Raw genomic sequence first — 24,866 nt, forward strand, 5'->3', positions numbered from 1 at the left:
CCAATACGCCTTTTCTGGCCTTGTCCCCGCTGGGTCAGCCGACCGGCCAAGCCGCCTGGAGCTCGGCGCGCACGTCGCCCAGCAACTGCGGCAGCGCTTTGGTTCCGGCGATGATCGGGAAGAAGTTGGAGTCGAGCGCCCAGCGCGGCACGATGTGCTGGTGCAGGTGCCCGGCGACCCCGGCCCCCGCGATGCGGCCCTGGTTCATGCCGATGTTGAAGCCGTCGCAGCGCGAGACCGCCGTGAGCACGCGCATGGCGGTCTGCGTGAGGCTGCCGATCTCGGCCACCTCCTCGGGCGTGGCCAGGTCGTACGTCGCCACGTGGCGGTACGGGCACACCAGCAGATGGCCGGAGTTGTAGGGGAAGAGGTTCAGCAGCACGTAGGCGTGCTCGCCGCGGGCCACGATGAGCCCCTCCTCGTCGCTCAGCGTCGGCGCCCGGTCGAAGGGGCATTCGTCGATGTGCGGCTGCTCTCCGCCCTGGATGTAGACCATCCGGTGCGGCGTCCAGAGCCGTTGGAACGCATCCGGAACCGCAGCGAAGTCGGAAGAGGACTCGACCGCGACGTCGTCGAACTCGTGCGGCCCGTAGTTCGCGCCCGGGGCGTCGCGCCCCTCGCCGGTGCTCATCAGAGCTGGCCCGCGGTGGTCACCTGCAGGTGCTTCTCGACGCTCGCCACGATCCGGTCGATCGCATCGTCGACAGGCACCCCGTTCTCCTGCGAGCCGTCGCGGAAGCGGAAGCTCACCGAACCCGCGGCGGTGTCGTCGGCACCCGCGATGAGCAGGATCGGCACCTTGTCCTTGGTGTGGGTGCGGATCTTCTTCTGCATCCGGTCGGCCGAGTCGTCGAGCTGGGCGCGGATGCCGCGCTTCTTGAGGCGCCGCACTACCTCGGCGAGGTAGTCCGCGTGCTCGTCCGAGATCGGGATGCCCACGACCTGCACCGGGGCGAGCCAGACCGGGAAGGCGCCGGCGTAGTGCTCCAGCAGGATGGCGAAGAACCGCTCGATGGAGCCGAGCAGGGCGCGGTGGATCATCACCGGCTGCTGCCGCGAACCGTCGGGTGCGGTGTACTCGAGCTCGAACAGCTCGGGCTGGTTGAAGTCGAGCTGCACCGTGGAGAGCTGCCAGGTGCGGCCGATCGCGTCGCGGGCCTGCACCGAGATCTTCGGGCCGTAGAACGCCGCTCCCCCGGGGTCGGGCACGAGCTCGAGGCCCGAATCGACGGCGACCTGGCGCAGGGTCTCGGTCGCGTCATCCCACAGCGCGTCGTCGCCGACGAACTTCTCGGGGTCCTTCGTGGAGAGTTCGAGGTAGAAGTCGTCGAGGCCGTACCCGCGCAGTGTCTCGAGCACGAAGTCGAGCTGGCGCGCCAGTTCGTCCTTCACCTGGTCGGGGGTGACGTAGATGTGCGCGTCGTCCTGCGTGAGGCCGCGCACCCGGGTGAGACCGGAGAGGGTGCCGCTCTTCTCGTAGCGGTAGACCGTGCCGAACTCCGCCAGGCGCAGCGGCAGTTCGCGGTAGCTGCGGCCGCGGGCACGGAAGATGAGGTTGTGCATCGGGCAGTTCATCGGCTTCAGGTAGTAATCCTGGCCCTGCCGGGTGATGTTGCCCTCGGCATCCGTCTCCTCGTCGAGGTGCATGGGCGGGAACATCCCGTCCTTGTACCAGGTGAGGTGCTGGCTGGTCTCGAAGAGGTGCTTCTTCGTGATGTGCGGGGTGTTCACGAGCTCGTACTCGTGCGAGATCAGCTGGCTGCGCAGGTAGTTCTCGATCTCGGCCCGGATGATGCCACCGCGCGGGTGGAACACCGCGAGTCCCGATCCGATCTCGTCGGGGAAGGAGAACAGGTCGAGCTCGTTGCCGAGCTTGCGGTGGTCGCGCTTGGCGGCCTCCTCGATGCGGGTCTGGTAGGCCCGCAGCTCGTCCTTGGTGGGCCAGGCGGTGCCGTAAAGACGCTGCAGCTGCTTGTTCTTCTCCGAGCCGCGCCAGTACGCCGCGGCGAGGCGGGTGAGCGCGAATCCGTTGCCGATCATGCGCGTGCTCGGCAGGTGCGGTCCGCGGCAGAGGTCTTTCCAGACGGTCTCGCCGGTCTTCGGGTCGACGTTGTCGTAGATGGTGAGCTCGGCACCGCCGACCTCCACCGACTCGTCGTCGGCGTTCAGCTCGTCGTCGCCCGTCGAACCCTTCAGCCCGATCAGCTCGAGCTTGTACGGCTCGTTCGCGAGCTCGGCGCGGGCCTCCTCCTCGGTCACGACCCGGCGCACGAAGCGCTGGCCCTGACGGATGATGCGTTCCATGCCCTTCTCGATGGCCTTGAGGTCATCGGGGGTGAAGGGCTCGGCCACGTCGAAGTCGTAGTAGAAGCCGTCGGTGATGGGCGGGCCGATGCCGAGCTTCGCGTCGGGGTTGATCTGCTGCACGGCCTGGGCGGCGACGTGCGCGGCCGAGTGGCGGAGGATGGCCAGCCCGTCGGGGCTGTCGATGGTCACGGGCTCGACGGTGTCGGCATCCGTCACCGTGGTGGCCAGGTCTCTCAGTTCACCGTTGACGCGCATGGCCACGACGGCCCGGTCAGTGAAGAGATCAAATCCTGTTGCCACGGGTGAGGTGCTCCTGTTTCCGTCGAATCGAACCCACCAATCCTATCGACGTGACAACCGGCCACCGACCGGCGGTCTCAGGAGAGAGCCAACCAGATCCAGAGGAACAGCGTGAACGCCGGCATGAGGAAGTCGAGAAACAGGATCGGTCCGGCGTTGTTGATCGAGAAGTTCTTGTTCCGTGCGATCTCGCGGATGTGCCCCGCGCCCGCGAGGAAGAGGAACACCAGATCCACGATGATCACGGCCAACCAGAATTCTGGGCCGTAGAAGGCCCCGACGACTCCGGCGATGCCGATGCCGAGATTGGCGGCGCCCACCTCGAACTGGAACGGCCCGGGTTGCCAGCCGATCGACCGGGCGATGGCCGGGCCGAAGAACAGGTGGGCGATGCCGTTGCCGATTCCGGAGGAGCCGATGAGGAACAGCACGGCGTTCATCGTGGTGTTCTCGAGGAAGTCCGAGGTCCCCGCGACCGCGAGGGTCACGATCTCGGCGATGACGAAGAGCGCCACCCCGGCGAAGGGCAGGAGTCCCACGATGAGGTTCGGTCTTGTGCTGCCCCCGGATGCGGCATCCGGTGCGATGGATTGCTCGGTCATGGTCGCGCGCCCCCCTTCGGCTGGGCATCAGGATGCCAGGTGCCGGGCTCCGCTGTCCAGGGGTGGTGTGGTGCGGATTCGGGTCAGGTCTCCCGCGTTCCGGCGGGAGCGGGCGGCGTGGAACGTCGAGCCGCTCGGCGCTCGGCCGCCTTGGTCTTCGCCAGGGCGTAACCCTTCTTCACCGCCGCGTTCGCCTTGGTGCTGACCTTCTTGGCGGATTCGAACTCCGTACCGAGGAGCGCGAGCCCGCCGACCGCGATGAGGGCGCCGGGTCCGGGCAGCGGGATCATCACGACGCCGAGGGCGACGGTGCCGGCGCCCGCGACACCCACCCCGGTGCGGTAGACGCGGTTCGCGGTGGGATGGCGGCGGATCAAGGCCCGGGTGCGCCCCGCCGGTCCTGGCAGGCGCCCGCCGGCGGTCTGGTCGTCGGCTGGTGTGGCTTCCATGCTCCGACCGTAGGGCGGTTTACTGGGATATGGCCGAAATCGGGACGATCACGGTGGTGCCGGCGAACCTGTCGAGCCCGGACGAGCTCGACGTGGTGTTCGGACAGCGAGGCGAGCCGGCGCGGTGCCGGTGCCAATGGTTCAAGTTCCGCGTTTCGGAGTGGGGCGGGGTGCCGCTCGAGGAGCGCGCGGCGCGACTGCGATCACAGAGCGGATGCGGGCATCCGTCGGCCGCGTCGACCAGCGGCCTGGTGGCGTACCTCGACGGCGAGCCGGTCGGCTGGTGCGCGGTCGAGCCGCGAACGGCGTATCGCCGACTGCTCCGGATGCGCGTGCCCTGGGCGGGCCGGGAGGAGGACAAGGGCGACGACGGCGTGTGGGCGGTGACCTGTTTCGTGGTGCGCACCGGGTTCCGCAAGCGCGGCGTGAGCCGGGCTCTCGCGGCGGCGACGCCGGAGTTCGCGCGATCGCGCGGGGCGCGGGCGCTGGAGGGCTATCCGATGGTGGTGGCGCCGGGGGCGGAGATCACCTGGGGCGAGCTCTACGTCGGCACGGTCTCGATCTTCGAGACCGCAGGCTTCACCGAGGTCTCGGCACCCACCCCGCGCCGCCGCGTCTACCGCATCGACTTCTGAGCAACAAAAAGGGGCCCAGAACGTATCCGGACCCTTTGGTGGTGGGCGATACTGGGATCGAACCAGTGACCTCTTCCGTGTCAGGGAAGCGCGCTACCGCTGCGCCAATCGCCCATTGGAGTGTTATCCCCTGCGGTGGTGTGAGTGGAGGTGGCGACGGGATTTGAACCCGTGTGGACGGCTTTGCAGGCCGCTGCCTCGCCTCTCGGCCACGCCACCCAGTTCGTGCTTTCGTGTAAACCGCGTGGGTTGCCACAAACGAGTAACTTCACTCGAGCGGATGACGAGATTCGAACTCGCGACCCTAACCTTGGCAAGGTTATGCGCTACCACTGCGCCACATCCGCATTTGCTCGCATTTCTGCGTGCGGATGAGACTCTATCCGACTCGCTCGACGAATGCCAAACCATGACACGCCATCAGCGTGAATCTGCCGAGAACACGGCGTGTCACACCCAGAAGAACACGTTGTAGAAGAAAGCGCTCGGGTCGCCCAGGACGGCGGTGGCGATCGCCGCGGCCAGCAGGCGCACCAGGAACAGCACCAGGTCGACGTAGGCGAGCACGAGTGCTCCGACCGCCATCCCGCGACCGACTCGGGCGCCCTTCGCCGTGGCTGCGACGGCCAGATGCCCGAGCACCACGGCGGGCACGATGAGCAGCAGACTGAAGAACGCCGCCACGCCGAGACTCGAGATCACTCCTTCGGGCGTGTCGGTGACCGCGGCGGCGGCGAGCTTCGCGATGAGGGTGCCGCCGAACACGACCGCGCCGAGAACCAGCGAGATGATGCCCGTGACCGGCCTTTTCGCGCCGAGCCGGACGGGCTCAGGATACGGCGCGAAGCCGGGCGGGAAGGACGAATACGGAGCACTCATTTCTGAACTCTAGGACCTCGTCGCCCGGGTGTGCACGCAAGACCTTCGTGCGTCCACTAGTATCGATAACTGTCCCAGGGCGATTGGCGCAGTTGGTAGCGCGCTTCCTTCACACGGAAGAGGTCATCGGTTCGAGTCCGGTATCGCCCACACGTATACGGTCGAGTCCCCGCAAGCGGGGACTCGACGTCGTTAAGGGCGAGGGACAAGGCGCGTCGCCTCGCATTCTCGGGTGGCCGTTCGCGGTGCACGGCTCGGTGTCCCGGATACGCTCGGGAGATGATTCGAGAGTTCTTCGGAGGGGTGGCCGTGCTCGGGCGGGGGCTCGGGCTGTGGGCGACCCGGCCGAAGCTCATGCTCCTGGGCGCGCTGCCCGCCCTGATCGTGGCCGTCGTGTACCTGGCCGGCATCGTCGTGCTCGCGGTCTTCTCCCCCGACCTCGCGGCCTGGGCGACGCCGTTCGCCGACGGCTGGGTCGAGCCCTGGCGCACCATCACCCGGGTCTCGGCGGCGATCGCGCTGGTGGGTGTGGGAGTCCTGCTGGTCGTCTTCACCTTCACCGCCATCACCCTCGCGGTCGGAGATCCGTTCTACGAGCAGATCTGGCGCACCACCGAGCTGACCCTCGGAGACGCCCCCGAGGAGCCCTCAGGGCGCTTCTGGCGCCTGGTGGCGCGCGGGATCGGCGCGGGCCTTCGCATTCTGGCCATCACCGTCCTGATCGGCGTCGTGCTCTTCGTGGTCGGCCTCGTGCCCGTGGCCGGCCAGATCGCCGTCCCGGTGCTCGCCGCCCTCTTCGGCGGCTGGGTGCTCGCTCTCGAGCTCACCGGCTTCGCCTTCGACGCGCGCGAGCTGCGTCTGCGCGACCGCCGGCGGATGCTCGGCGCCCGTCGCGCCCGCACGCTCGGCTTCGGCGTGGCCACCTACCTGCTCTTCCTCGTGCCGCTCGGCGCGGTGTTCGCGATGCCGGCGGCGGTGGCCGGAGCGACCGTGCTGGCCCGCGGCGCGATCGGAGCGGCCGTCGGTTCCCCGATGCACACGGAAGCGGGGCGCCATCCCGAAGGATGACGCCCCGCCGACGTGTGGTGCGAGGATCAGACGGCTTCGAGCACGTAGCCCTCTTCGCCGTGAACGGTGGTGTCCACACCGGCGACCTCGTCCTCGTTCTTGATGCGGAAGCCCATGGTCTTCTGGATGATCCAGCCGATGATGAACGCCATCACGAAGGAGTAGACCATCACGACCGCCGCAGCGACGAACTGCTTGCCGAACTGCTCCAGCGAACCGGTGTCGAGGAGGCCGATGCCGGCGCCGAAGATACCGATGTAGAGCGTTCCGAAGAGGCCGCCGACGAGGTGGATGCCCACCACGTCGAGCGAGTCGTCGAAGCCGAGCTTGAACTTGAGCTCGATCGCCAGGGCGCAGATGGCGCCGGCGAGCACACCGAGCACGATGGCCCAGCCCGGGGTCAGGATGTTACAGGCCGGGGTGATGGCGACCAGACCGGCCACGGCACCCGACGCGGCACCGATCGAGGTCGGCTTGCCGTCCTTGATCTTCTCGACGATCAGCCAGCCGATGATGGCGGCGGCGGGAGCGGCGAGGGTGTTGATCCAGGCGATCGCGGCGACACCGTCGACAGCGGCCTCGGAACCGGCGTTGAAGCCGAACCAGCCGAACCAGAGAAGCGCAGCACCGAGCAGCGTCAGCGGCACGTTGTGCGGCTTCTGGATGCCCTTCTGGAAGCCGACGCGCTTGCCGAGCACCAGGGCGAGAGCGAGAGCAGCGGCACCGGCGTTGATGTGGACGGCGGTTCCACCGGCGAAGTCGTTGACGCCCCAGACCGGAGCCCAGCCCTCAGCGAGGTTGAAGACCATGAAGGCGACCGGGAAGTAGACCACGGTGACCCAGATGCCGGCGAAGAGCATCCACGCGCCGAACTTGGCGCGGTCGGCGATCGCACCCGAGATCAGGGCCACGGTGATGATCGCGAAGGTCGCCTGGAATCCGGCGAACGCGAGTCCGGCGAGATCCGGGTCCATCGCTCCGCCTTCACCGATGCCGAGGAGGCTGGTGAGGCCGATCGAGCCGTCGAAGGGGTTTCCGACGATGCCGGGGATCAGCGGGGTGCCGAAGGCGAGTCCGTAGCCGTACAGCACCCACAGGACGCCGACGAGGCCCATTGCTCCGAAGCTCATCATCATCATGGAGATGACCGATTTCGCCTTGACCATGCCGCCGTAGAAGAACGCGACGCCGGGGGTCATCAGGAGCACTAGGGCGGCTGCAACGAGCAACCACAGTGAGTTCAGGTTGCCGGTTACTTCTTCCATATCAATGGTTACCTCTCTAGAACGTGCTGGCGGGTAAGTCTGAAATTGCTGTGTTGGTCACGGCTAGCACGGGGCCGTAGGCGCAATTGCAGGCAAGGGGCAGTCTGCCCAAGAGAGGTTTCGCGGGGCGACGTAGTTTGTGTACGCCGTGTTACACGGTGAGCGCGTTTGTAAACATCGTGTTTCGGCCGACGGAGAATCCGTCGGGAGAAGGATGCGCGATCTCAGCGAGTGGCGGAGGCGATCATGCGCGACGCCGCGCGCAGGTACTTCTTGCGGTAGCCGCCGTTCAGCATGTCGCCGGCGAACACCTGGTCGAGCGGGATGCCGGACGCGAGGATGCGGATCTGCGCGTCGTACACGCGGTCGATGAAGGCCACCAGCCGCAGAGCATCCGTCTGGTCGGTGAGCGGCGTGACGTCGCTCAGGGCGATGGTGTCGACGCCGTCGATCAGCTTGATGTAGCGGGAGGGATGGATGCTGCCGAGGTGGTGCACCAGGTCGAGGAACGGGTCGGAGGTGAGCCGCTCCCCCGCCGCGAGGTGCGCCTCGATGGCGGCGTCGAGCGCGTCCGTGGTCTCGAACGCGGCCGCGTGCCCCTCGATGTCCCGGCGCCGGTAGTCGAGACCGTCGATGCGGACGATGTCGAAGCGGTCGGCGATGGCCTGGATCTCGCGCAGGAAGTCGCTCGCCGCGAACCGCCCCTCGCCGAGGGCGTTCGGCGGGGTGTTCGAGGTCGCGGCCAGTCGCGTGCCCTTGGCGACGAGCTCACCGAGGAAGCGGGTCATGAGCATGGTGTCGCCCGGGTCGTCGAGCTCGAACTCGTCGATGGCGATGAACTTCGCGCCGGCGAACAGCTGCACGGCGTTCGCATACCCGAGGGCACCGATGAGAGCGGTGTACTCGATGAAGGTGCCGAAGTACTTGGGGCCGGGTGCGGCGTGCCAGAGTGCGGCCAGCAAGTGCGTCTTGCCCACGCCGAACCCGCCGTCGAGATAGATCCCGGGCTTGGCCGCCGGGGTCTTCTTGCCGCGGCCGAAGAAGCCTCCCGCCTTGGCGGGCTTCCACCCCTCGGCGAAGTGCCGGAGCTTCGCGAGAGCCTCGCCCTGCGACGGATAGTCGCGATCGGGCCGGTAGTTCTCGAACGACGCCGAGTCGAACTGGCGCGGGGGCACGAGGGTGCCGGCCAGCTCGGTGCCGGAGATCGATGGGGAGCGCTCGGTCAAGCGCGGGGCGACGGCCTGCCGCTCACCTGTCATCTGCTGATCCTGTTGTGTGTCGAGATGTGACCCGCGACGTGCAGCGGGGAGTCGGGAAGACTTAGATTCTTCTGGGGTTGTACCTACCCTAACTGGAGGTTGTGAAATGACTGTCGAGACCGATCCCGCCGAGAAGTTCGCCGGATACGCCCACCCCGAACGCCTGGTGTCGGGCGACTGGCTCGAGGCCCACCTGGGCGAACCCGGCCTCGTGGTGGTGGAGTCCGACGAAGACGTGCTCCTCTACGAGACCGGCCACATCCCCGGCTCGGTGAAGATCGACTGGCACACCGACCTCAACGACCCCGTCGAACGCGACTACGTCGACGGCGCCGGCTTCTCGGCCCTGCTCGGTGGCAAGGGGATCTCGCGCGACGACACCGTGGTGATCTACGGCGACAAGAACAACTGGTGGGCGGCCTACGCGCTCTGGGTGTTCACGCTCTTCGGCCACGAGGACGTGCGCCTGCTCGACGGCGGCCGCGACAAGTGGATCGCCGAGGGCCGCCCGATCACGACTGATCGCCCCGCGCCGGTCGCCGTGGACTACCCGGTGGTGGAGCGCCGCGACGAGGAGATCCGCGCCTTCAAGGACGACGTACTCGCCCACCTCGGTCACCCCCTGATCGACGTGCGCTCCCCCGAGGAGTACAGCGGGGAGCGCACCACCGCGCCCGCCTACCCCGAGGAGGGCGCCCTGCGCGCCGGCCACATCCCGAGCGCGGCGAACGTGCCGTGGGCCCGGGCCGCCGCCGAGGACGGCACCTTCAAGCCCGTGGTCGAGCTCGACGCGATCTACCGCGGCGAGGCCGGTCTCGTCGACGGCGAGCCGGTGATCGCCTACTGCCGCATCGGCGAGCGGTCGAGCCACACCTGGTTCGTGCTCACCCACCTGCTGGGATTCGAGAACGTGCGCAATTACGACGGCTCGTGGACCGAGTGGGGCAGCACGGTGCGCGTGCCGATCGTCCGCGGAGCCGAGCGCGGCGAGGTCCCCGCGGCACGGTAGTCCGAACGCGAGGGATACTGGAGGGGATGACCGAGTCAACTCTTCCCGCGTCGCTGGCCGAGATCCGCGACGACTTCCTCGCGCTCGAGCAGCGCGACCGCCTCGAGATGCTCCTGGAGTTCTCCAACGAACTCCCGGAGCTCCCGGCGCGCTACCAGGAGCATCCGGATCTGTTCGAACGCGTCGTGGAGTGCCAGTCGCCGGTGTTCATCTTCGTGGAGGTGACCGACGGCGTGGTGCACCTGTTCGCGACCGCACCGAAGGAGTCGCCCACCACGCGCGGCTTCGCGTCGATCCTCGTGCAGGGCATCGACGGCCTGCCCGTCGACGAGGTGCTCGGCATCCCCGATGACTTCCCGAACACGATCGGGCTCACCGAGGCGGTGTCGCCGCTGCGCATCCGCGGGATGACGGCCATGCTCGGGCGCACCAAGCGCCAGATCCGCGAGCGTCTCGCGGCGTGATCGTCGGAAACCGCAAACGTCGCTGAATCCGCGGCGTATTGCACGCCGGTTGAGGCGAGGTTTGCGCTTTACGACGTCTAGAGACCGTTCGTCGTGAGCCAGGCGTCGATCGCGGTGGTCCACTTGGCGCGGTCGTAGTTCCAGAGCTTGGTGTGGCGCGCCACCGAGAACGGCACGAAGGTGACCAGATCGGGGCGCGCTTCGGCGAGCTTCCGCGACCCGGTCGATGGCACGTATCCGTCGTCGTCGGAATGCAGGATGAGCAGCGGCACGTCGACCTCGTCGGAGCGCTTCACGAAGTCGAGCCGGTCGAGGTCGAGCGGCTGCTCCTGGCCCGTCACCACGCGGCCCCACGGATGCGTGACGGTGGCGAACGCGGCGTCGCCCACGAGTTCCGGCGCGTGACGGGCCCGGCCGTGGTAGCGCAGCACGTCACGCCAGTCGACGGCCGGTGACTCGAGCGCGATGGCACGGATGCGGTCGCGGTGCACCGCACGCCCCATCGCCTGGAGCGCGATGGCGCCGCCCATCGACCAGCCCATCAGCACGATGTCCTGGGCGCCGTGGTCGACCGCGTAGGTGATCGCGGCATCCAGGTCCTGCCACTCGATGTCGCCGAGGGCGTAGCGCCCGTCGGAGGAGCGCGGGGCCTCGCCGTCGTTGCGGTAGGAGATGCTCAGCGTGTTGTACCCGTGCTCGCGGAAGACCGGTATGGCACGGATGGTCTCGCCCCGGCGCACCCCGCGCCCGTGCACCTGGATCACCCATTTGGCCGGCGAGCCGTCGGCGCTCGGCACGAACCAGGCCGGCGCCGGCCCGACCGGGGTGAACACCTCGACCTCGTCGACGGGAACGTCGAGCTCGCGGGGATGGATGTAGTACCACCCGCTGATGCGCCCGTTCCGGGCGCGCGCGAGGTCGCCGTAGTCGACCTGGATGACCGAGCGCACCACGATGCCATCGGAGACGCTCAGCACCTCGCCCAGTCGGGCGTGGCCCGTGTCACCGGAGAACCGCAGACTGTAGAGCCCGGGCAGGATCGAGTCGGCGCTGACCGAGAGCGCGACCGTGCCGTTCTCCTCGTCGTAGCCGAGGATGCGCACGTCGTCGACCGGGAGCGACGGGATGACGATGGCCCGCGACATCAGGGCGGTCATGACGGCGCCCGCCGCTGCGGCGAGGGTGGCGGCGGTGCCGGCCGCCAGCGCGACCACGGCCCAGCCGGGAACGCGGGCCGGTTCGGATGCTCTCGGACTCACGTTTGCCGTCCCTCCACGATTCCATCCGGCGTGCCTTCGCCCGCCGGAACGTAAAGAACTCTAGTCTGCAGACGTGGCCGATTCCCCCTTCACGCCGGACGTCCCGGCGGCCTTCGGCGCAGCGCTCGACTCGCTGCGACGGGCCGACACGCGCGCCGAGCTCGTGGTGCACGAGATCCCCGCCCCGGCGAACCTCGCTCCCCACGCCGTCGCTCTCGCCGCCGATGTCACGCCCGCGCGGCACGGCGCCGACTCGGAACTGGGCACCGGACGCTTCATCCTGCTCTACGACGAGGATCGGCCGGAGGCCTGGGGAGGCGAGTTCCGGGTGGTCTGCTTCGCGCAGGCACCGCTGGAGACCGAGATCGGCCTCGACCCCTTCCTCGCCGACGTCGCCTGGTCGTGGCTGGTCGACGCATTGGATGCTCGTGGCGCCAACTACACGAGCGCCTCCGGCACCGCGACCAAGATCATCTCGACCGGTTTCGGCGAGCTGTCGAGCCAGGGTGATGGCGCTCAGATCGAGTTGCGGGCATCCTGGACCCCTACAGACCACAACCTCCAGGCCCATGTCGAGGGCTGGAGCGAACTCCTCTGCATGCTGGCCGGTCTGCCACCCGTCGTCGATGGTGTGACGATGTTGCAGACCAGGCGAGCCAAACGTGAGTGACGAAGAACTGATCGAAGTACCTGAACGCACCGTGATCAGCACGGTCGACGAATTCCACGACGCGGTCGAGGCACTGGCCCTCGGCACGGGCCCGGTGGCGGTCGACGCCGAGCGGGCCAGCGGTTTCCGCTACTCCCAACGGGCCTATCTCATCCAGCTCTACCGGCGCGGCTCCGGCACCTTCCTCATCGACCCTCCGGCGATCGAGGAGTTCGCTCCCCTGCAGTCGGTGATCGGTGGCGTGGAGTGGGTGCTGCACGCGGCCAGCCAAGACCTGCCGTGCCTGCGCGAGGTGGGTCTCGACCCGACCACCGTGTTCGACACCGAGCTCGCCGCGCGCCTGCTCGGCATCCCACGCGTGGGTCTCGGCACCGTGGTGGAGGAACTGCTGGGTGTGCACCTGGCGAAGGAGCACTCGGCGGCCGACTGGTCGACGCGACCACTCCCCGCCTCGTGGCTCGAGTACGCCGCCCTCGACGTGGAGCTGCTGATCGACCTGCGCGACTCGATGGCCGTGCTGCTGAAGGAGCAGGGCAAGCTCGAGATCGCCGCCCAGGAGTTCGCCGCCGTCGTGGCGAAGGAGGAGAAGCCGCCACTCGCCGAGCCCTGGCGGCGGCTCAGCGGCATCCACGCCCTCCGCGCCGATCGGCACCTCGCCGCCGCCCGCGAGCTCTGGCTGGCCCGCGACGAACTGGCTCGCGAGACCGATACCGCGCCCGGCCGCCTGGTTCCGGATGCCTCGCTGCTGGTGGCTGCACGCGCCCTGCCCGCCTCGCGCCGCGAACTCGCCGCGCTCAAGCAGTTCTCCGGTCGCGCCAGCCGCTCCGAGCTCGACCGCTGGTGGGCCGCCATCGAACGCGCCCTCACGACCGACGACATCCCGGTGCAGAAACGAGCCACCGACACCCTCCCGCCACCGCGCAGCTGGTCGGACAAGAACCCGGAGGCGGATGCCCGGCTGAAGGCCGCGCGGGCGGCGCTGAGCGCGGTGTCGGCCGAGCACGACATCCCGCTCGAGAACCTGCTTACCCCGGATTTCCTGCGCCGGATCTCGTGGAACGCCCCCGATCCGCTGACGCTCGAGAGCGTCTCGGACGGCCTCCGTGAGCTCGGTGCACGGCCGTGGCAGATTGAACTGACTGCACAGCCGATCCTGCAGGCCTTTGTAGATCCTCACCAAAGCCCTGAGAACCCCGAGGAAGTTGATTCGTAGGAAGAATCAATCGATTCCAGCCCGGGAATGGGCGGTTCTAGACTCGAATCCGATCCAATCCCAGGAGGCATAGTGGCCGAAAGATCTGAAGTCGTTTTCGTCGACGGTGTACGCACCCCGTTCGGGCGTGCGGGCGAAAAGGGCATGTACTGGCAGACCCGAGCAGACGACCTGGTCGTCAAGGCGATCATCGGATTGCTCGAACGCAACCCGAATGTTCCCAAAGAGCTGATCGACGACGTGGCGATCGCCGCCACGACGCAGCAGGGCGACCAGGGCCTGACCCTCGGCCGCACCGCGGCGCTGCTCGCGGGACTGCCGCTCTCGGTGCCGGGCTACGCGATCGACCGGATGTGCGCGGGGGCGATGACGAGCGTCACCACCACCGCCGGCGCCATCGCCTTCGGAGCCTACGACCTCGCGATCGCGGGTGGCGTGGAGCACATGGGCCGGCATCCGATGGGCTTCAACGCCGATCCCAACCCGCGCTTCCTCGCGGAGAAGCTCGTGAGTGCCGAGGCCCTCAACATGGGCAACACGGCCGAGCGCATCCACGACCGCTTCCCTCAGCTCACCAAGGAGCGCTCCGACCGCTACGCGATGCGCAGCCAGCAGAAGGTCGCCGCCGCCTACGAGGCGGGCAAGATCCAGCCCGACCTCATCCCGGTCGCCACGAAGAGCGCCGAGGGCTGGGGTCTGGCCACGCGTGACGAGGCGCCGCGCCCCGAGACCACGATGGAAGGCCTCGCGAGCCTCCGTACCCCGTTCCGCCCGCACGGCCGCGTCACCGCGGGAAACTCCTCGGGCCTCAACGACGGCGCCACCGCCTCGCTCATCGCGAGTGAGCACATGGCCAAGGAGCTCGGGCTCCCGGTCAAGATGCGGCTCGTCTCCTTCGCCTTCGCGGGCGTGGAGCCCGAGATCATGGGCATCGGCCCGGTGCCTTCCACCGAGAAGGCGCTGCGCAAGGCGGGCCTCTCGATCGACGACATCGGCCTGTTCGAGCTGAACGAGGCCTTCGCGGTGCAGGTGCTCTCGTTCCTCGACCACTTCGGCATCGACGACGACGACCCGCGCGTGAACGAGTACGGCGGCGCGATCGCCCTCGGCCACCCGCTCGCCTCCTCCGGGGTGCGGCTCATGATCCAGCTCGCCCGCCAGTTCGAGGAGCACCCGGAGGTGCGCTACGGCGTCACCGCCATGTGCATCGGCCTCGGCCAGGGCGGCACGGTCATCTGGGAGAACCCGAACTGGAACAAGAAGGCTTCGAAGAAGGCGGGACGATGACCGACTACTCCACCATCGATTTCAGCGGGTTGGAGGAGTTGTCGGCCGACGAGGTCGTGACCCACTCCTACGTGCGCGACATCCGGCTGCCGAGCGGCAAGACGCTCGCCCTCATCACGCTCGACAACGGGCGTGACCACACGCGGCCGAACACCCTGGGCCCGGTCACCCTTACCGAGTACGGGGCGACGCTGGATGCTCTCACCGCACGGGCGGCGGCCGGCGAGATCGACGCCGTGGCCGTCACCGGCAAGCCGTACATCCTCGCCGCTGGTGCGGATCTCAGCAAGGTGGGCGAGATCCCGAGCAAAGAGGTCGCCAAGAAGATGGCCCAGCTCGGGCACTTCGTCTTCGGCAAGATGAAGAAGGTCGGCGTGCCGTCCTTCGCCTTCGTGAACGGCCTGGCGCTCGGCGGCGGCGTGGAGGTGGCCCTCGCGGCCGACTACCGCACCATCGACTCGTCCACCCCGGCGCTCGCGCTGCCCGAGGTCTTCCTCGGCATCATCCCGGGCTGGGGCGGCGCCTACCTGCTTCCGAACCTCATCGGCATCGAGAACGCCCTGAAGGTCGTGATCGAGAACCCGCTGAAGAACAACCGGATGCTCAAGGGCCAGGAAGCGTTCGACCTCGGCATCGCCGATGCCATCTTCGGTCCCGCGAACTACCTCGAGGACTCGCTCGTCTGGGCCGACGGCGTGCTCTCCGGCCGCATCAAGGTGAAGCGACCGAACGAGCCCGGCAAGATCGAGCGGATGGTGAAGTGGGATGTCGCGATCGGCATCGCCCGCAAGATGCTCGAGTCGCGCATCGGCACCGTCGCGAAGTCGCCGTACGCGGCCCTCGACCTGCTGAAGGCCGCCAAGTCGGGCACGCCCGAGGAGGGCTTCGAGCGCGAAGACGAGGCGCTGGCCGAGCTCATCGCGGGCGACCAGTTCCGGGCATCCATCTACGCCTTCGACCTGGTGCAGAAGCGTGCGAAGCGGCCGGCCGGTGCGCCCGACAAGGCGCTCGCCAAGCCCGTCACGAAGGTCGGCATCATCGGCGCCGGTCTCATGGCGTCGCAGTTCGCGCTGCTGTTCGTGCGGCGTCTCCAGGTGCCCGTGGTCATCACCGACCTCGACCAGTCACGCGTCGACAAGGGGCTCGACTACATCCGCGGTGAGATCGCCACGCTGCTGTCGAAGGGTCGCATCTCCCCCGACGAGTCGAATCGCCTCAACGCGCTCATCCACGGCACCACCGACAAGGCCGAGTTCAACGACGCCGACTGGGTGATCGAGGCCGTGTTCGAGGAGCTCGGGGTGAAGCAGGACGTCTTCGCCGAGATCGAGAAGCACGTCTCCGACACCGCGGTGTTGGCGACGAACACGTCGTCGCTCTCGGTGGAGCAGATCGGTGCGAAGCTCGCGCATCCGGAGCGCCTGGTGGGCTTCCACTTCTTCAACCCGGTGGCCGTCATGCCCCTGGTCGAGGTCGTGAACGCGCCGGCGACGGATGAGGCGACCCTGTCGACCGCGATGGTCACCGCCGCGAAGCTCAAGAAGAACGCCGTGATCACGCGCGACACCCCCGGGTTCGTGGTGAACCGCATCCTGGCCAAGGTGCTGGGCGAGGCGATGCACGCCGTCGACACCGGCACCTCCTTCGAGGTGATGAACCGGGCGCTGGCCCCCTTCGGCCTGCCGATGACGCCGTTCGAGCTGCTCGAGCTCGTGGGGCTGAAGGTGGGGGCGCACGTGCTCGACACGCACCACGCCGCCTTCCCCGACCGCTTCTTCGAGAGCGCGAACCTGCACAAGCTCGCCGAGCACGGCAAGATCTTCGACCGCGATGCCAAGGGCAAGATCACCGGCTTCGACAAGGAGGCCGTGAAGATCGTGACCCCGCCGAAGGGCGAGGCGAAGCCGATGACCGAGGCCGAGATCCTGCGCCGCGTCGAAGACGGCCTGGCCGACGAGGTGCACCGGATGCTCGAGGACGACGTGGTGCACGCGGCGGAGGACATCGACCTCTGCCTCATCCTCGGCGCCGGCTACCCGTTCCAGATGGGCGGCCTCACGCCCTACCTCGACCGCGTGGGTGCCTCGGAGCGCGTGTTCGGCGACACCTTCCACCACCCCGTCATCCGCGGCGTGGAGTAGCCCCCGTTCGAAAGCGCAAACGTGGCGTCGACTGCGGCCGTATAGGGCTCGGTCGGCGCCACGTTTGCGTTTTCCGACGACCCGCGCCCGTGTCGGTGGGCGGCGGTAGCGTCGGTGCATGACCAAGACGCAGTACTACGCGGCCGCCAGCATCGACGGGTTCATCGCCGATCGTGACAACGGGCTCGACTGGCTGATGCAGTTCGGGTTCGAGGAGTTCACCGCCGACTACGAGGCGTTCATCGCCGACGTGGGGGTGGTGGTGATGGGGTCGCGCACGTACGCGTGGCTGCTGGCCGAGGGCAGTCCGTGGGGCTACTCCGAGCAGGCCGCATGGGTGCTCACGTCGCGGAAGCTGCCGCCCATCGAGGGGGGCACCGCCATCCGATTCGCCGCGGGCGACATCGCCGAGTTGCACGCGGAATGGGTGGCGGCGGCCGGCGACAAGAACATCTGGATCGTGGGCGGCGGCGAGGTCGCGGCCCAGGTGGCCGACGCGGGATTGCTCGACGAGATCTTCTCACCACGATGCCCGTGGTGCTCGGGGCGGGAGCGTCGCTGCTGCCGGTATCGCGCAACTCAGGCACGTTCGAGCTCGCGAGCACGCAGGTCTTCCCGAGCGGCGCGATAGGTGCGGTCTACCGCACCAGGGGGTGAAGCGAACCGGTGTCGGTGTCCGTGCCCGCCGCAGGGGCCGGGGTGCCGGCCGGTGCGCTCAGCGGCCGGGCGATCGGGATCTTGTTTCCGCGCACCTGCGCGACGAGGTCTTCGGCGATCTGCTCGGGTGTGAGTCCCACTCGCTGCAGGATCTCGGAGCGCGTGGCGTGCTCGAGGAACTCGTCGGGCAACCCCAACTCCGTCAACGCGGTGTCGACCCCGGCCTCGCGCAGGTCTTGCCGGATGCGCGTGCCGATGCCGCCCACCCGCACGCCGTCTTCGATTGTCACGACGATGCGGTGCGCATCCGAGAGCTCGATGATCGACCACGGCACGGGCACCACCCAGCGCGGGTCGACCACGGTGCTGCCGATGCCCTGGGCCTCGAGCAGCTCCGCGACCTTCAGCGCGAGGTCGGCCATCGTGCCCACGGCGACGAGCAGCACATCCTTCTTCTCGTCTTCGCGGAGCACGTCGACGCCGTCGGGCGTGCGGCGGAGGGCCGGGATGTCGTCGCCGACGTTGCCCTTGGGGAAGCGGATGACCGTCGGCGCATCCGTCACCCGCACCGCCTCGGCGAGCTCCTCGCGGAGGCGCGCCGCGTCGCGCGGGGCGCTGAGGCGGATGCGCGGCACCACCTGCAGGATCGCCAGGTCCCACATTCCGTGGTGGCTCGCGCCGTCGGGCCCGGTGACGCCGGCCCGGTCGAGAACGAAGGTGACTCCGGCCTGGTGGAGCCCGACATCCATCAGCACCTGGTCGAAGGCGCGGTTCACGAAGGTGGCGTAGAGCGCGACGACCGGGTGCAGACCGCCGAAGGCGAGGCCGGCCGCGGAGGTCACGGCGTGCTGCTCGGCGATGCCGACGTCGAAGACGCGGGTCGGGAAGCGCTCGGCGAACTTGTGCAGACCGGTCGGCCGCAGCATGGCGGCGGTGATGCCCACGATCGTCGGGTCCTGTTCGGCCTGACGCACGATCTCGTCGGCGAACACGCCCGTCCAGGAGGGCGCACCCGAGGGCGCGGAGAGCGGCTCCCCCGTCTCGGGATCGATCTGGCCCACCGCGTGGAACTGGTCGGCCGCATCCGTGCGGGCCGGCTCGTAGCCGCGGCCCTTCTCGGTGATGGCGTGCACGATCACCGGGGCGGCGTACTCCTTGGCCTGCCGGAGCGCTTCCTCCATCGCCGCCAGGTCGTGCCCGTCGATCGGCCCGAGGTACTTGATGTCGAGGTTCGCGTAGAGCGAGTTGTTGTTCGTCATACGGCTGAGGAAGCCGTGCAGCCCGCCTCGGGCCCCGCGGTAGAGGGCCCGTGCGGGGGCTCCGAGCCGCTCCGCCATCTTGCGGCTGGACTGATGCAGATCGTGGTACTTCTGCTTCGTCCGCACCGAGTTCAGGTAGCGCGCCATCCCGCCGATGGTCGGGGCGTAGGAGCGGCCGTTGTCGTTGACGACGATCACCAGATTGCGCGAGTTGTCGTCGCTGATGTTGTTCAGCGCCTCCCAGGTCATGCCACCGGTGAGCGCTCCGTCGCCCACAACCGCCACCACGTGCCGGTCGAGCTGGCCGGTCATCTCGAACGCGCGCGAGATGCCGTCGGCCCAGGAGAGCGAACTGGAGGCGTGCGACGACTCCACGACGTCGTGCGGGCTCTCCGAGCGTTGCGGGTAACCGGCGAGGCCACCTTTCTGGCGGAGCCCCGAGAAGTCCTGACGCCCCGTCAGCAGCTTGTGCACGTACGACTGGTGCCCGGTGTCGAACACGATCGCATCGCGCGGGGAATCGAACACCCGGTGGATGGCGATGGTGGTCTCCACCACCCCCAGGTTCGGGCCGAGGTGCCCGCCCGTCTTCGACACCTCCGCGATCAGGAAGGCGCGGATCTCGGCCGCCAGCGTTTCGAGCTGGTCGGCCGAGAGGGCGTCGAGGTCGCGGGGTTCGTTGATCCCTTCAAGCAGGCTCATACCCTCCACCTTCCCATGACAGCGTGATCTTGCAGTCTACGCCGAGCGGTCGGAAGAGGACTCTCAGACGAGGCTGCGCAGCACGTACTGGAGGATGCCGCCGTTGCGGTAGTAGTCGGCCTCACCGGGGGTGTCGATGCGCACCACCGCGTCGAACTCGATCGTCTCCTTGCCGGCGGGCGAGTGCTCGCTCGGTGCGGCCACGACGTGCACCGTCTTCGGGGTGCGACCCTCGTTGAGCTCCTCGATGCCCGAGATCGAGACGACCTCGGTGCCGTCGAGGCCGAGCGACGCCCAGCTCTCACCGGCGGGGAACTGCAGCGGTACCACACCCATGCCGATGAGGTTCGAGCGGTGGATGCGCTCGAAGCTCTCGACGATCACGGCCTTGACTCCGAGGAGCGACGTTCCCTTCGCGGCCCAGTCGCGCGACGAACCCGATCCGTACTCCTTGCCGCCGAAGATCACCAGCGGCGTTCCGGCCGCCTGGTAGTTCTGCGAGGCGTCGTAGATGAAGGACTGCGGGCCGTCGGGCTGGGTGAAGTCGCGGGTGTACCCGCCTTCCACGCCGTCGAGCAGCTGGTTCTTCAGGCGGATGTTCGCGAAGGTGCCGCGGATCATCACCTCGTGGTTGCCACGCCGCGATCCGTAGGAGTTGTAGTCCTTGCGGTCGACGCCGTGGGCATCGAGGTAGTGACCGGCCGGGCTGTCGGCCTTGATGTTGCCGGCCGGCGAGATGTGGTCCGTGGTGACCGAGTCGCCGAGCTTCGCGAGCACCCGGGCGCCGGCGATGTCGGAAACCGGGGTGGTCTCAAGCGTCATGCCGTCGAAGTACGGGGGCTTCCGGACGTAGGTCGACTCCGAGTCCCACTCGAACACGGGCCCGGTGGGCGTGGGCAGCGAGCGCCAGCGCTCATCGCCCTCGAAGACGCTCGAGTACTCGTGGGTGAACATCTCGGTGTTGATCGAGGTGTCGATGGTCTGCTGCACCTCGGCCGCGTCGGGCCAGATGTCGCGCAGGAACACGTCGTTGCCGTCCTTGTCCTGGCCGAGCGCGTCGACCTCGAAGTCGAAGTTCATCGAGCCGGCGAGGGCGTAGGCGATGACCAGCGGCGGCGATGCGAGGTAGTTCATCTTCACGTCGGGCGAGATACGGCCCTCGAAGTTGCGGTTGCCCGAGAGCACCGCGGTGACGGCGAGGTCGTTGTCGTTGATGGCCGCGCTCACCTCGTCGATCAGCGGGCCGGTGTTGCCGATGCACACCGTGCATCCGTAGCCCACCGTGTAGAAGCCGAGCGCCTCGAGGTCGCCCGTCAGGCCGGCCTTCTCGTAGTAGTCGGTGACGACCTTCGAGCCCGGTGCCAGCGTGGTCTTGACCCAGGGCTTGGCCTTGAGGCCCAGCTTGTTCGCGTTGCGGGCGAGGAGGCCGGCCGCGAGCATGACGCTCGGGTTCGAGGTGTTGGTGCACGAGGTGATCGCCGCGACGGCGACCGCACCGTGATCGAGCGTGTAGCTGTCGCCGGCCGCCGTCTTCACCGCGGTGGGGCGGGAGAGCGCACCCGGGGCGTGGGACACGTGGGTGTGCGAGTACTCGTGGGCCGTGTCCTCGTCCTGTGCGGTGAAGCCGAGCGGGTCGGAGGCGGGGAACGTGCCCTCCACCGCGGCGTCGACGCGGGAGAGATCCTGGTCGGCGTTGGCGTAGTTCTCCAGGTCGCGGATGAAGGTCGACTTGGCGACGCTCAGCTCCACGCGGTCCTGCGGGCGCTTCGGGCCCGAGATCGAGGGCACCACGGTGGCGAGGTCGAGCTCGAGGTACTCGCTGAAGACGGGCTCCTCGTCGGGGTTGTGCCAGAGCTTCTGCAGCTTCGAGTAGGCCTCGACCAGGGCGACCTGCTCCTCGCTGCGCCCGGTGAGGCGCAGGTAGTCGAGGGTGACGTCGTCGATCGGGAACATGGCGGCAGTGGAGCCGAACTCGGGGCTCATGTTGCCGATGGTCGCGCGGTTCGCGAGCGGGACCTCGCCGACGCCCTCGCCGTAGAACTCGACGAACTTGCCGACCACGCCGTGCTTGCGCACCATCTCGGTGATGGTGAGCACGACATCCGTCGCCGTGACACCGGGCGGGATGGAGCCGGAGAGCTTGAAGCCCACGACCTTCGGGATGAGCATGGAGACCGGCTGGCCGAGCATGGCCGCCTCGGCCTCGATGCCGCCGACGCCCCAGCCGAGCACACCCAGGCCGTTGACCATCGTGGTGTGCGAGTCGGTGCCGACACAGGTGTCGGGGTAGGCGCGGAGAACGGTCTGACCGAAGGAGTCGACGACCTCGCGGGTGTAGGTGACGCGCGCCAGGTACTCGATGTTCACCTGGTGCACGATGCCGGTTCCGGGCGGCACGACCTTGAAGTCGTCGAACGCCGTCTGGCCCCACCGGAGGAACTGGTAGCGCTCGCCGTTCCGCTCGTATTCGATCTCGACGTTGCGCTCGAGCGCGTTCTCGGTGCCGAACAGGTCGGCGATGACCGAGTGGTCGATGACGAGCTCGGCGGGCGCGAGCGGGTTGATCTTGGTGGGGTCGCCGCCCAGGGCGCCGACCGCCTCGCGCATGGTGGCGAGGTCGACGATGCAGGGCACGCCGGTGAAGTCCTGCATCACCACGCGCGCCGGGGTGAACTGGATCTCGGTGTCGGGCTCTGCCGTCGGAACCCAGCCGCCGAGCGCCTTGATGTGCTCCGCCGTGATGTTCGCGCCGTCTTCGGTGCGGAGGAGGTTTTCGAGCAGCACCTTGAGGCTGAACGGCAGCTTCTCGTAGCCGGGGACCTGATCGATTCTGTAGACCTCGTAAGACGCGTCTCCGACCTTCAGAGTGTCTTTGGATCCGAAACTGTTCACTGCCGACACGTCGACCTCACCTTCGCTGATTCACCACAATCTTGGTTCGCGCCGGGGGCGGAGGCTAGCAAGGCTCTCCTTACCCGACACGCACATTTATCTTGACGTCAAGATAAATATAGCACCCGGTGACGAGCGTCACTCCCGGTCGGAGACGAGTCCGCGGCTCCGGGCGATCCGGTACCACAGCTCCACCCCGAGTGCCCCCGCGAGTCCCACGGCGACGGCGTACAGGAGGGCCGGGATGCTCTGCACCTCGAGCGCGAAGAAGTCGCGGGCGAGTGGCACCAGGTAGGCGAGCACGAAGACGACCGTGACCCCGGCGACCATGCCGATCCGCCATCCGCTCAGCGGGCGGGCCAGAACGCTGAGCACCCAGAGCGACACGACGAAGAGGGTCACTGTGGCGAGGCTCCTCGCCTCGCCGAGCGGCAGGTTCTCGCGCAGCACCGCGAAGCTCGCCACGCAGGCAGCCGCCGCGATCAAGCCCGTGGGCACCGAGAAGGCGAGCACCCGCTTCAGCACTCCCGGCTGATAGCGCCGGCGATTGGGTGCCAGCGCGAGGAAGAACGACGGGATGCCGATGGCGAGCGAGGAGACCAGCGTCATCTGCCGGGGCAGGAACGGGAACTTCCAGAGCAGCACCGCACTCACGAGGGCGAGCACGATGCCGTAGACGGTCTTGGTGAGAAACAGGTTCGACACCCGCTCGACGTTCGCGATCACCCGTCGGGCGTAGGAGAGCACGGTCGGCAGGCGATCGAAGCGGCCCTCGAGCAGCACGATGCGCGACACCGCGCGCGTGGCGGGCGTCGCATTGCCCATGGCGATGCCCAGATCGGCATCCTTGATGGCCATGGCGTCGTTCACGCCGTCGCCGGTCATCGCGACCGTGCGGCCCTGGGCCTGCAGGGCGTGCACCACGTTGCGCTTCTGCTCCGGAGCCACCCGCCCGAACACGCTCGACGCGTCGAGCGCCTCGGTGACGGCGCCGTCGGCCGTGAGGGCGCTGGCGTCGACCGCCTGGCCCGAGAGGCCGAGCTCCCCCGCGATCGCGCCCACGGTCACCGGGTTGTCGCCCGAGAGCACCACGACCCGCACGTCCTGCTCGTCGAAGTATTCCAGCGTGGGGCGAGCATCCGGACGCACCGACTCGTGGAACACGGCGATGGCCGCAGGGCGGAATCCGCCGCCGGGTGACTCGGTGTCGGCGTAGTCGCTGGCGAGCCCTGCGCCGAGGCCCAGCGCGAGTGAGCGGCGGCCCGTCGCGGCGATCTCGGTGGCCTGGCGGAGGGCATCCGGAGCGCCGCTCAGCAGCCGCTCGGGCGCACCGAGCAGCCACGTCTGCGGCCGGCCGTCACGCTCGAAGGTGATGGCGCTGAAGGCCCGCCGGGAGCTGAACGGCAGCCGCTCGAGCACGATCGAGTCGTCGGCCCCGAAGTGCGGACGCAGGGCCAGCGCGGTCTGGTTGGCCGCGACGTCGTGGGCGATGAGACCCAGCACGGCGTCGAGCTCGTCGTCACGGAAGTCGTCGTCGAGCGTCACCAGGCGCTCGAAGCCGATCTCGCCCGTGGTGAGCGTGCCGGTCTTGTCGAGGCAGAGCACGTCGACGCGGGCGAGCACCTCCACCGCGGCGAGCTCCTGCACCAGCACCTTCTGCCGGCCGAGTTGGATGACGGCCACTCCGAAGGCGAGGCTGGTGAGCAGCACGAGCCCCTCGGGGATCATGCCGACGACGCTCGCGACGGTGTCGAGCGCGGCCAGCCGCCACGAGGCGTAGGGCACCTGACCCAGATCGGAGAGCTCGAACACGCCGTCGGGCCCGGCGGCGCCGTACACCAGGATGCGCCCGATGATCACGATCACGATCACCGGGATGAGGATCCACGTCAGGTACACCAGGATGCGCGTGGTGGCCGCCCGCAACTCCGAGTGCACGAGCGTGTGCCGCTTGATCTCCCGGGTGAGCGTGTTGGCGTAGGACTGCGCCCCGACGGCCGTCACGCGCGCCTGCGCGGTGCCCGAGACCACGAGCGAGCCGGAGAGCAGCGTGTCGCCCGGCCGCTTGGCGATCGGTTCGGATTCGCCGGTGAGCATCGACTCGTCGACCAGCAGATCGGCCACCGCGTCGAGCTGTGCATCCGCCGTCACCTGGTCGCCGGGACGCAACAGCATCAGGTCGTCGAGCACCACCTGCTCGGGCGCGATCACCACCACCTCGCCACCCCGGCGCACGGCGGTCTCGGGAGCGGCCAGGAGGGCCAGGCGCTCCAGACTCGCCTTGGCGCGCAGTTCCTGCACGATGCCGATCAGCGAGTTCACGATCACGATGCCGAAGAACAGGCCGTCGCCGATGTCGCCGAGCAGCACCACGGCGAGGAAGCAGACGGTGAGGATGGCGTTGAAGAAGGTGAAGACGTTCTCGCGCAGGATGCTGCCGACCGACCGCGAGGTCGAGGTGTCGGCGACGTTCGTCAGCCCGCGCGCGACCCGATCGGCGACCTCCGCTTCGGTGAGACCCCCGTCTCCCATCGCCGCTCCCCCGCGCC

Annotated in this window: 20 protein-coding genes and 4 tRNA genes; 10 read left to right on the forward strand and 14 right to left on the reverse strand. The window is 68.4% G+C overall.

Annotation, left to right across the window (positions count from 1 at the left end):
* Positions 1-34: 34 nt before the first annotated feature.
* From ACFJGU_RS19175 to ACFJGU_RS19190, 4 genes are all read right to left on the reverse strand, one after another.
* On the reverse strand, positions 35-631 hold the full coding sequence (locus tag ACFJGU_RS19175; protein ID WP_382305715.1) for an HIT family protein: 597 nt from the start codon (positions 629-631) through the stop codon (positions 35-37).
* The gene (gene thrS / locus ACFJGU_RS19180; protein WP_382310447.1) at positions 631-2,562 is read right to left on the reverse strand and encodes a threonine--tRNA ligase; all 1,932 of its coding nucleotides are present in this window, start codon (positions 2,560-2,562) and stop codon (positions 631-633) included. The genes ACFJGU_RS19175 and thrS overlap by 1 nt, the downstream gene beginning before the upstream one ends.
* 122 nt (positions 2,563-2,684) lie before the next feature.
* Entirely contained in the window at positions 2,685-3,209 is a 525-nt protein-coding gene (locus ACFJGU_RS19185) for a DUF6790 family protein (protein ID WP_382305717.1), read from the reverse strand.
* Between the two features lie 83 nt (positions 3,210-3,292).
* On the reverse strand, positions 3,293-3,658 hold the full coding sequence (locus ACFJGU_RS19190; protein WP_382305719.1) for a PGPGW domain-containing protein: 366 nt from the start codon (positions 3,656-3,658) through the stop codon (positions 3,293-3,295).
* A gap of 29 nt (positions 3,659-3,687) precedes the next feature.
* Between ACFJGU_RS19190 and ACFJGU_RS19195 the strand changes: the two genes are divergently transcribed.
* On the forward strand, positions 3,688-4,293 hold the full coding sequence (locus ACFJGU_RS19195; protein ID WP_382305721.1) for a GNAT family N-acetyltransferase: 606 nt from the start codon (positions 3,688-3,690) through the stop codon (positions 4,291-4,293).
* Positions 4,294-4,332: 39 nt separating this feature from the next.
* Here ACFJGU_RS19195 and ACFJGU_RS19200 read toward each other — a convergent pair.
* From ACFJGU_RS19200 to ACFJGU_RS19215, 4 genes are all read right to left on the reverse strand, one after another.
* Positions 4,333-4,407: transfer RNA gene (locus ACFJGU_RS19200), tRNA-Val, on the reverse strand.
* A 31-nt stretch (positions 4,408-4,438) separates the two neighbouring features.
* A tRNA-Cys gene (locus ACFJGU_RS19205) sits at positions 4,439-4,512 on the reverse strand.
* Positions 4,513-4,568: 56 nt separating this feature from the next.
* Positions 4,569-4,640, reverse strand: a tRNA-Gly gene (locus ACFJGU_RS19210).
* A gap of 103 nt (positions 4,641-4,743) precedes the next feature.
* The gene (locus ACFJGU_RS19215) at positions 4,744-5,172 is read right to left on the reverse strand and encodes a hypothetical protein (RefSeq protein ID WP_382305723.1); all 429 of its coding nucleotides are present in this window, start codon (positions 5,170-5,172) and stop codon (positions 4,744-4,746) included.
* A gap of 77 nt (positions 5,173-5,249) precedes the next feature.
* Between ACFJGU_RS19215 and ACFJGU_RS19220 the strand changes: the two genes are divergently transcribed.
* A tRNA-Val gene (locus ACFJGU_RS19220) sits at positions 5,250-5,322 on the forward strand.
* A 129-nt stretch (positions 5,323-5,451) separates the two neighbouring features.
* On the forward strand, positions 5,452-6,240 hold the full coding sequence (locus ACFJGU_RS19225) for an EI24 domain-containing protein (RefSeq protein ID WP_382305725.1): 789 nt from the start codon (positions 5,452-5,454) through the stop codon (positions 6,238-6,240).
* A gap of 26 nt (positions 6,241-6,266) precedes the next feature.
* On the opposite strand, the gene ACFJGU_RS19230 is transcribed toward ACFJGU_RS19225, so the two are convergent.
* Together ACFJGU_RS19230 and zapE are read right to left on the reverse strand one after the other, a co-directional pair.
* Positions 6,267-7,505, reverse strand: a complete 1,239-nt coding sequence (locus ACFJGU_RS19230) for an ammonium transporter (RefSeq protein ID WP_382305727.1) — start codon at positions 7,503-7,505, stop codon at positions 6,267-6,269.
* Positions 7,506-7,729: 224 nt separating this feature from the next.
* A complete protein-coding gene (gene zapE, locus ACFJGU_RS19235) occupies positions 7,730-8,764 on the reverse strand; it encodes a cell division protein ZapE (protein ID WP_382305729.1) in 1,035 nt (344 codons plus the stop codon).
* Positions 8,765-8,870: 106 nt separating this feature from the next.
* Between zapE and ACFJGU_RS19240 the strand changes: the two genes are divergently transcribed.
* Complete coding sequence (locus ACFJGU_RS19240) at positions 8,871-9,773, forward strand: sulfurtransferase (RefSeq protein ID WP_382305731.1); 903 nt, start codon at positions 8,871-8,873, stop codon at positions 9,771-9,773.
* Positions 9,774-9,799: 26 nt separating this feature from the next.
* Positions 9,800-10,237 carry a SufE family protein gene (locus tag ACFJGU_RS19245; protein WP_092552715.1) on the forward strand — a complete coding sequence of 146 codons (438 nt, stop codon included), beginning with the start codon at positions 9,800-9,802 and terminating at the stop codon, positions 10,235-10,237.
* Positions 10,238-10,314: 77 nt separating this feature from the next.
* Here ACFJGU_RS19245 and ACFJGU_RS19250 read toward each other — a convergent pair whose 3' ends face one another.
* On the reverse strand, positions 10,315-11,496 hold the full coding sequence (locus ACFJGU_RS19250; RefSeq protein ID WP_382305733.1) for an alpha/beta hydrolase family protein: 1,182 nt from the start codon (positions 11,494-11,496) through the stop codon (positions 10,315-10,317).
* A 73-nt stretch (positions 11,497-11,569) separates the two neighbouring features.
* On the opposite strand from ACFJGU_RS19250, the gene ACFJGU_RS19255 reads away from it, so the two are divergent.
* From ACFJGU_RS19255 to ACFJGU_RS19275, 5 genes are all read left to right on the forward strand, one after another.
* Positions 11,570-12,166: a DUF3000 domain-containing protein gene (locus tag ACFJGU_RS19255; RefSeq protein WP_092552712.1), complete on the forward strand. Its 597-nt coding sequence runs from the start codon at positions 11,570-11,572 to the stop codon at positions 12,164-12,166.
* Entirely contained in the window at positions 12,159-13,379 is a 1,221-nt protein-coding gene (locus ACFJGU_RS19260) for a ribonuclease D (RefSeq protein ID WP_382305735.1), read from the forward strand. Before ACFJGU_RS19255 ends, ACFJGU_RS19260 begins: the two co-directional genes overlap by 8 nt.
* Positions 13,380-13,451: 72 nt before the next feature.
* Entirely contained in the window at positions 13,452-14,666 is a 1,215-nt protein-coding gene (locus tag ACFJGU_RS19265; protein ID WP_382305737.1) for a thiolase family protein, read from the forward strand.
* On the forward strand, positions 14,663-16,807 hold the full coding sequence (locus tag ACFJGU_RS19270) for a 3-hydroxyacyl-CoA dehydrogenase NAD-binding domain-containing protein (RefSeq protein ID WP_382305739.1): 2,145 nt from the start codon (positions 14,663-14,665) through the stop codon (positions 16,805-16,807). The genes ACFJGU_RS19265 and ACFJGU_RS19270 overlap by 4 nt, the downstream gene beginning before the upstream one ends.
* 118 nt (positions 16,808-16,925) lie before the next feature.
* Entirely contained in the window at positions 16,926-17,438 is a 513-nt protein-coding gene (locus tag ACFJGU_RS19275) for a dihydrofolate reductase family protein (protein ID WP_382305741.1), read from the forward strand.
* A gap of 7 nt (positions 17,439-17,445) precedes the next feature.
* Here ACFJGU_RS19275 and dxs read toward each other — a convergent pair whose 3' ends face one another.
* The 3 genes from dxs to ACFJGU_RS19290 all read right to left on the reverse strand — a co-directional run bounded on the left by dxs (position 17,446) and on the right by ACFJGU_RS19290 (position 24,849).
* A complete protein-coding gene (dxs, locus tag ACFJGU_RS19280; protein WP_382305743.1) occupies positions 17,446-19,425 on the reverse strand; it encodes a 1-deoxy-D-xylulose-5-phosphate synthase in 1,980 nt (659 codons plus the stop codon).
* 63 nt (positions 19,426-19,488) lie between these two features.
* Complete coding sequence (locus ACFJGU_RS19285) at positions 19,489-22,326, reverse strand: aconitate hydratase (RefSeq protein ID WP_382305745.1); 2,838 nt, start codon at positions 22,324-22,326, stop codon at positions 19,489-19,491.
* 129 nt (positions 22,327-22,455) lie between these two features.
* Entirely contained in the window at positions 22,456-24,849 is a 2,394-nt protein-coding gene (locus ACFJGU_RS19290) for an HAD-IC family P-type ATPase (RefSeq protein ID WP_382305747.1), read from the reverse strand.
* Positions 24,850-24,866: the final 17 nt, after the last annotated feature.

The organism is Herbiconiux sp. UC225_62, from assembly GCF_042694625.1.
Classification (GTDB): Bacteria; Actinomycetota; Actinomycetes; order Actinomycetales; family Microbacteriaceae; genus Herbiconiux.

Bases quoted from the DNA above. Each gene is read 5' to 3' on its own strand.
- ACFJGU_RS19175 (WP_382305715.1), bottom strand. From the start codon at position 631: ATGAGCACCGGCGAGGGGCGCGACGCCCCGGGCGCGAACTACGGGCCG.
- thrS (WP_382310447.1), bottom strand. From the start codon at position 2,562: ATGCGCGTCAACGGTGAACTGAGAGACCTGGCCACCACGGTGACGGAT.
- ACFJGU_RS19185 (WP_382305717.1), bottom strand. From the start codon at position 3,209: ATGACCGAGCAATCCATCGCACCGGATGCCGCATCCGGGGGCAGCACA.
- ACFJGU_RS19190 (WP_382305719.1), bottom strand. From the start codon at position 3,658: ATGGAAGCCACACCAGCCGACGACCAGACCGCCGGCGGGCGCCTGCCA.
- ACFJGU_RS19195 (WP_382305721.1), top strand. From the start codon at position 3,688: ATGGCCGAAATCGGGACGATCACGGTGGTGCCGGCGAACCTGTCGAGC.
- ACFJGU_RS19215 (WP_382305723.1), bottom strand. From the start codon at position 5,172: ATGAGTGCTCCGTATTCGTCCTTCCCGCCCGGCTTCGCGCCGTATCCT.
- ACFJGU_RS19225 (WP_382305725.1), top strand. From the start codon at position 5,452: ATGATTCGAGAGTTCTTCGGAGGGGTGGCCGTGCTCGGGCGGGGGCTC.
- ACFJGU_RS19230 (WP_382305727.1), bottom strand. From the start codon at position 7,505: ATGGAAGAAGTAACCGGCAACCTGAACTCACTGTGGTTGCTCGTTGCA.
- zapE (WP_382305729.1), bottom strand. From the start codon at position 8,764: ATGACAGGTGAGCGGCAGGCCGTCGCCCCGCGCTTGACCGAGCGCTCC.
- ACFJGU_RS19240 (WP_382305731.1), top strand. From the start codon at position 8,871: ATGACTGTCGAGACCGATCCCGCCGAGAAGTTCGCCGGATACGCCCAC.
- ACFJGU_RS19245 (WP_092552715.1), top strand. From the start codon at position 9,800: ATGACCGAGTCAACTCTTCCCGCGTCGCTGGCCGAGATCCGCGACGAC.
- ACFJGU_RS19270 (WP_382305739.1), top strand. From the start codon at position 14,663: ATGACCGACTACTCCACCATCGATTTCAGCGGGTTGGAGGAGTTGTCG.
- ACFJGU_RS19275 (WP_382305741.1), top strand. From the start codon at position 16,926: ATGACCAAGACGCAGTACTACGCGGCCGCCAGCATCGACGGGTTCATC.
- dxs (WP_382305743.1), bottom strand. From the start codon at position 19,425: ATGAGCCTGCTTGAAGGGATCAACGAACCCCGCGACCTCGACGCCCTC.
- ACFJGU_RS19290 (WP_382305747.1), bottom strand. From the start codon at position 24,849: ATGGGAGACGGGGGTCTCACCGAAGCGGAGGTCGCCGATCGGGTCGCG.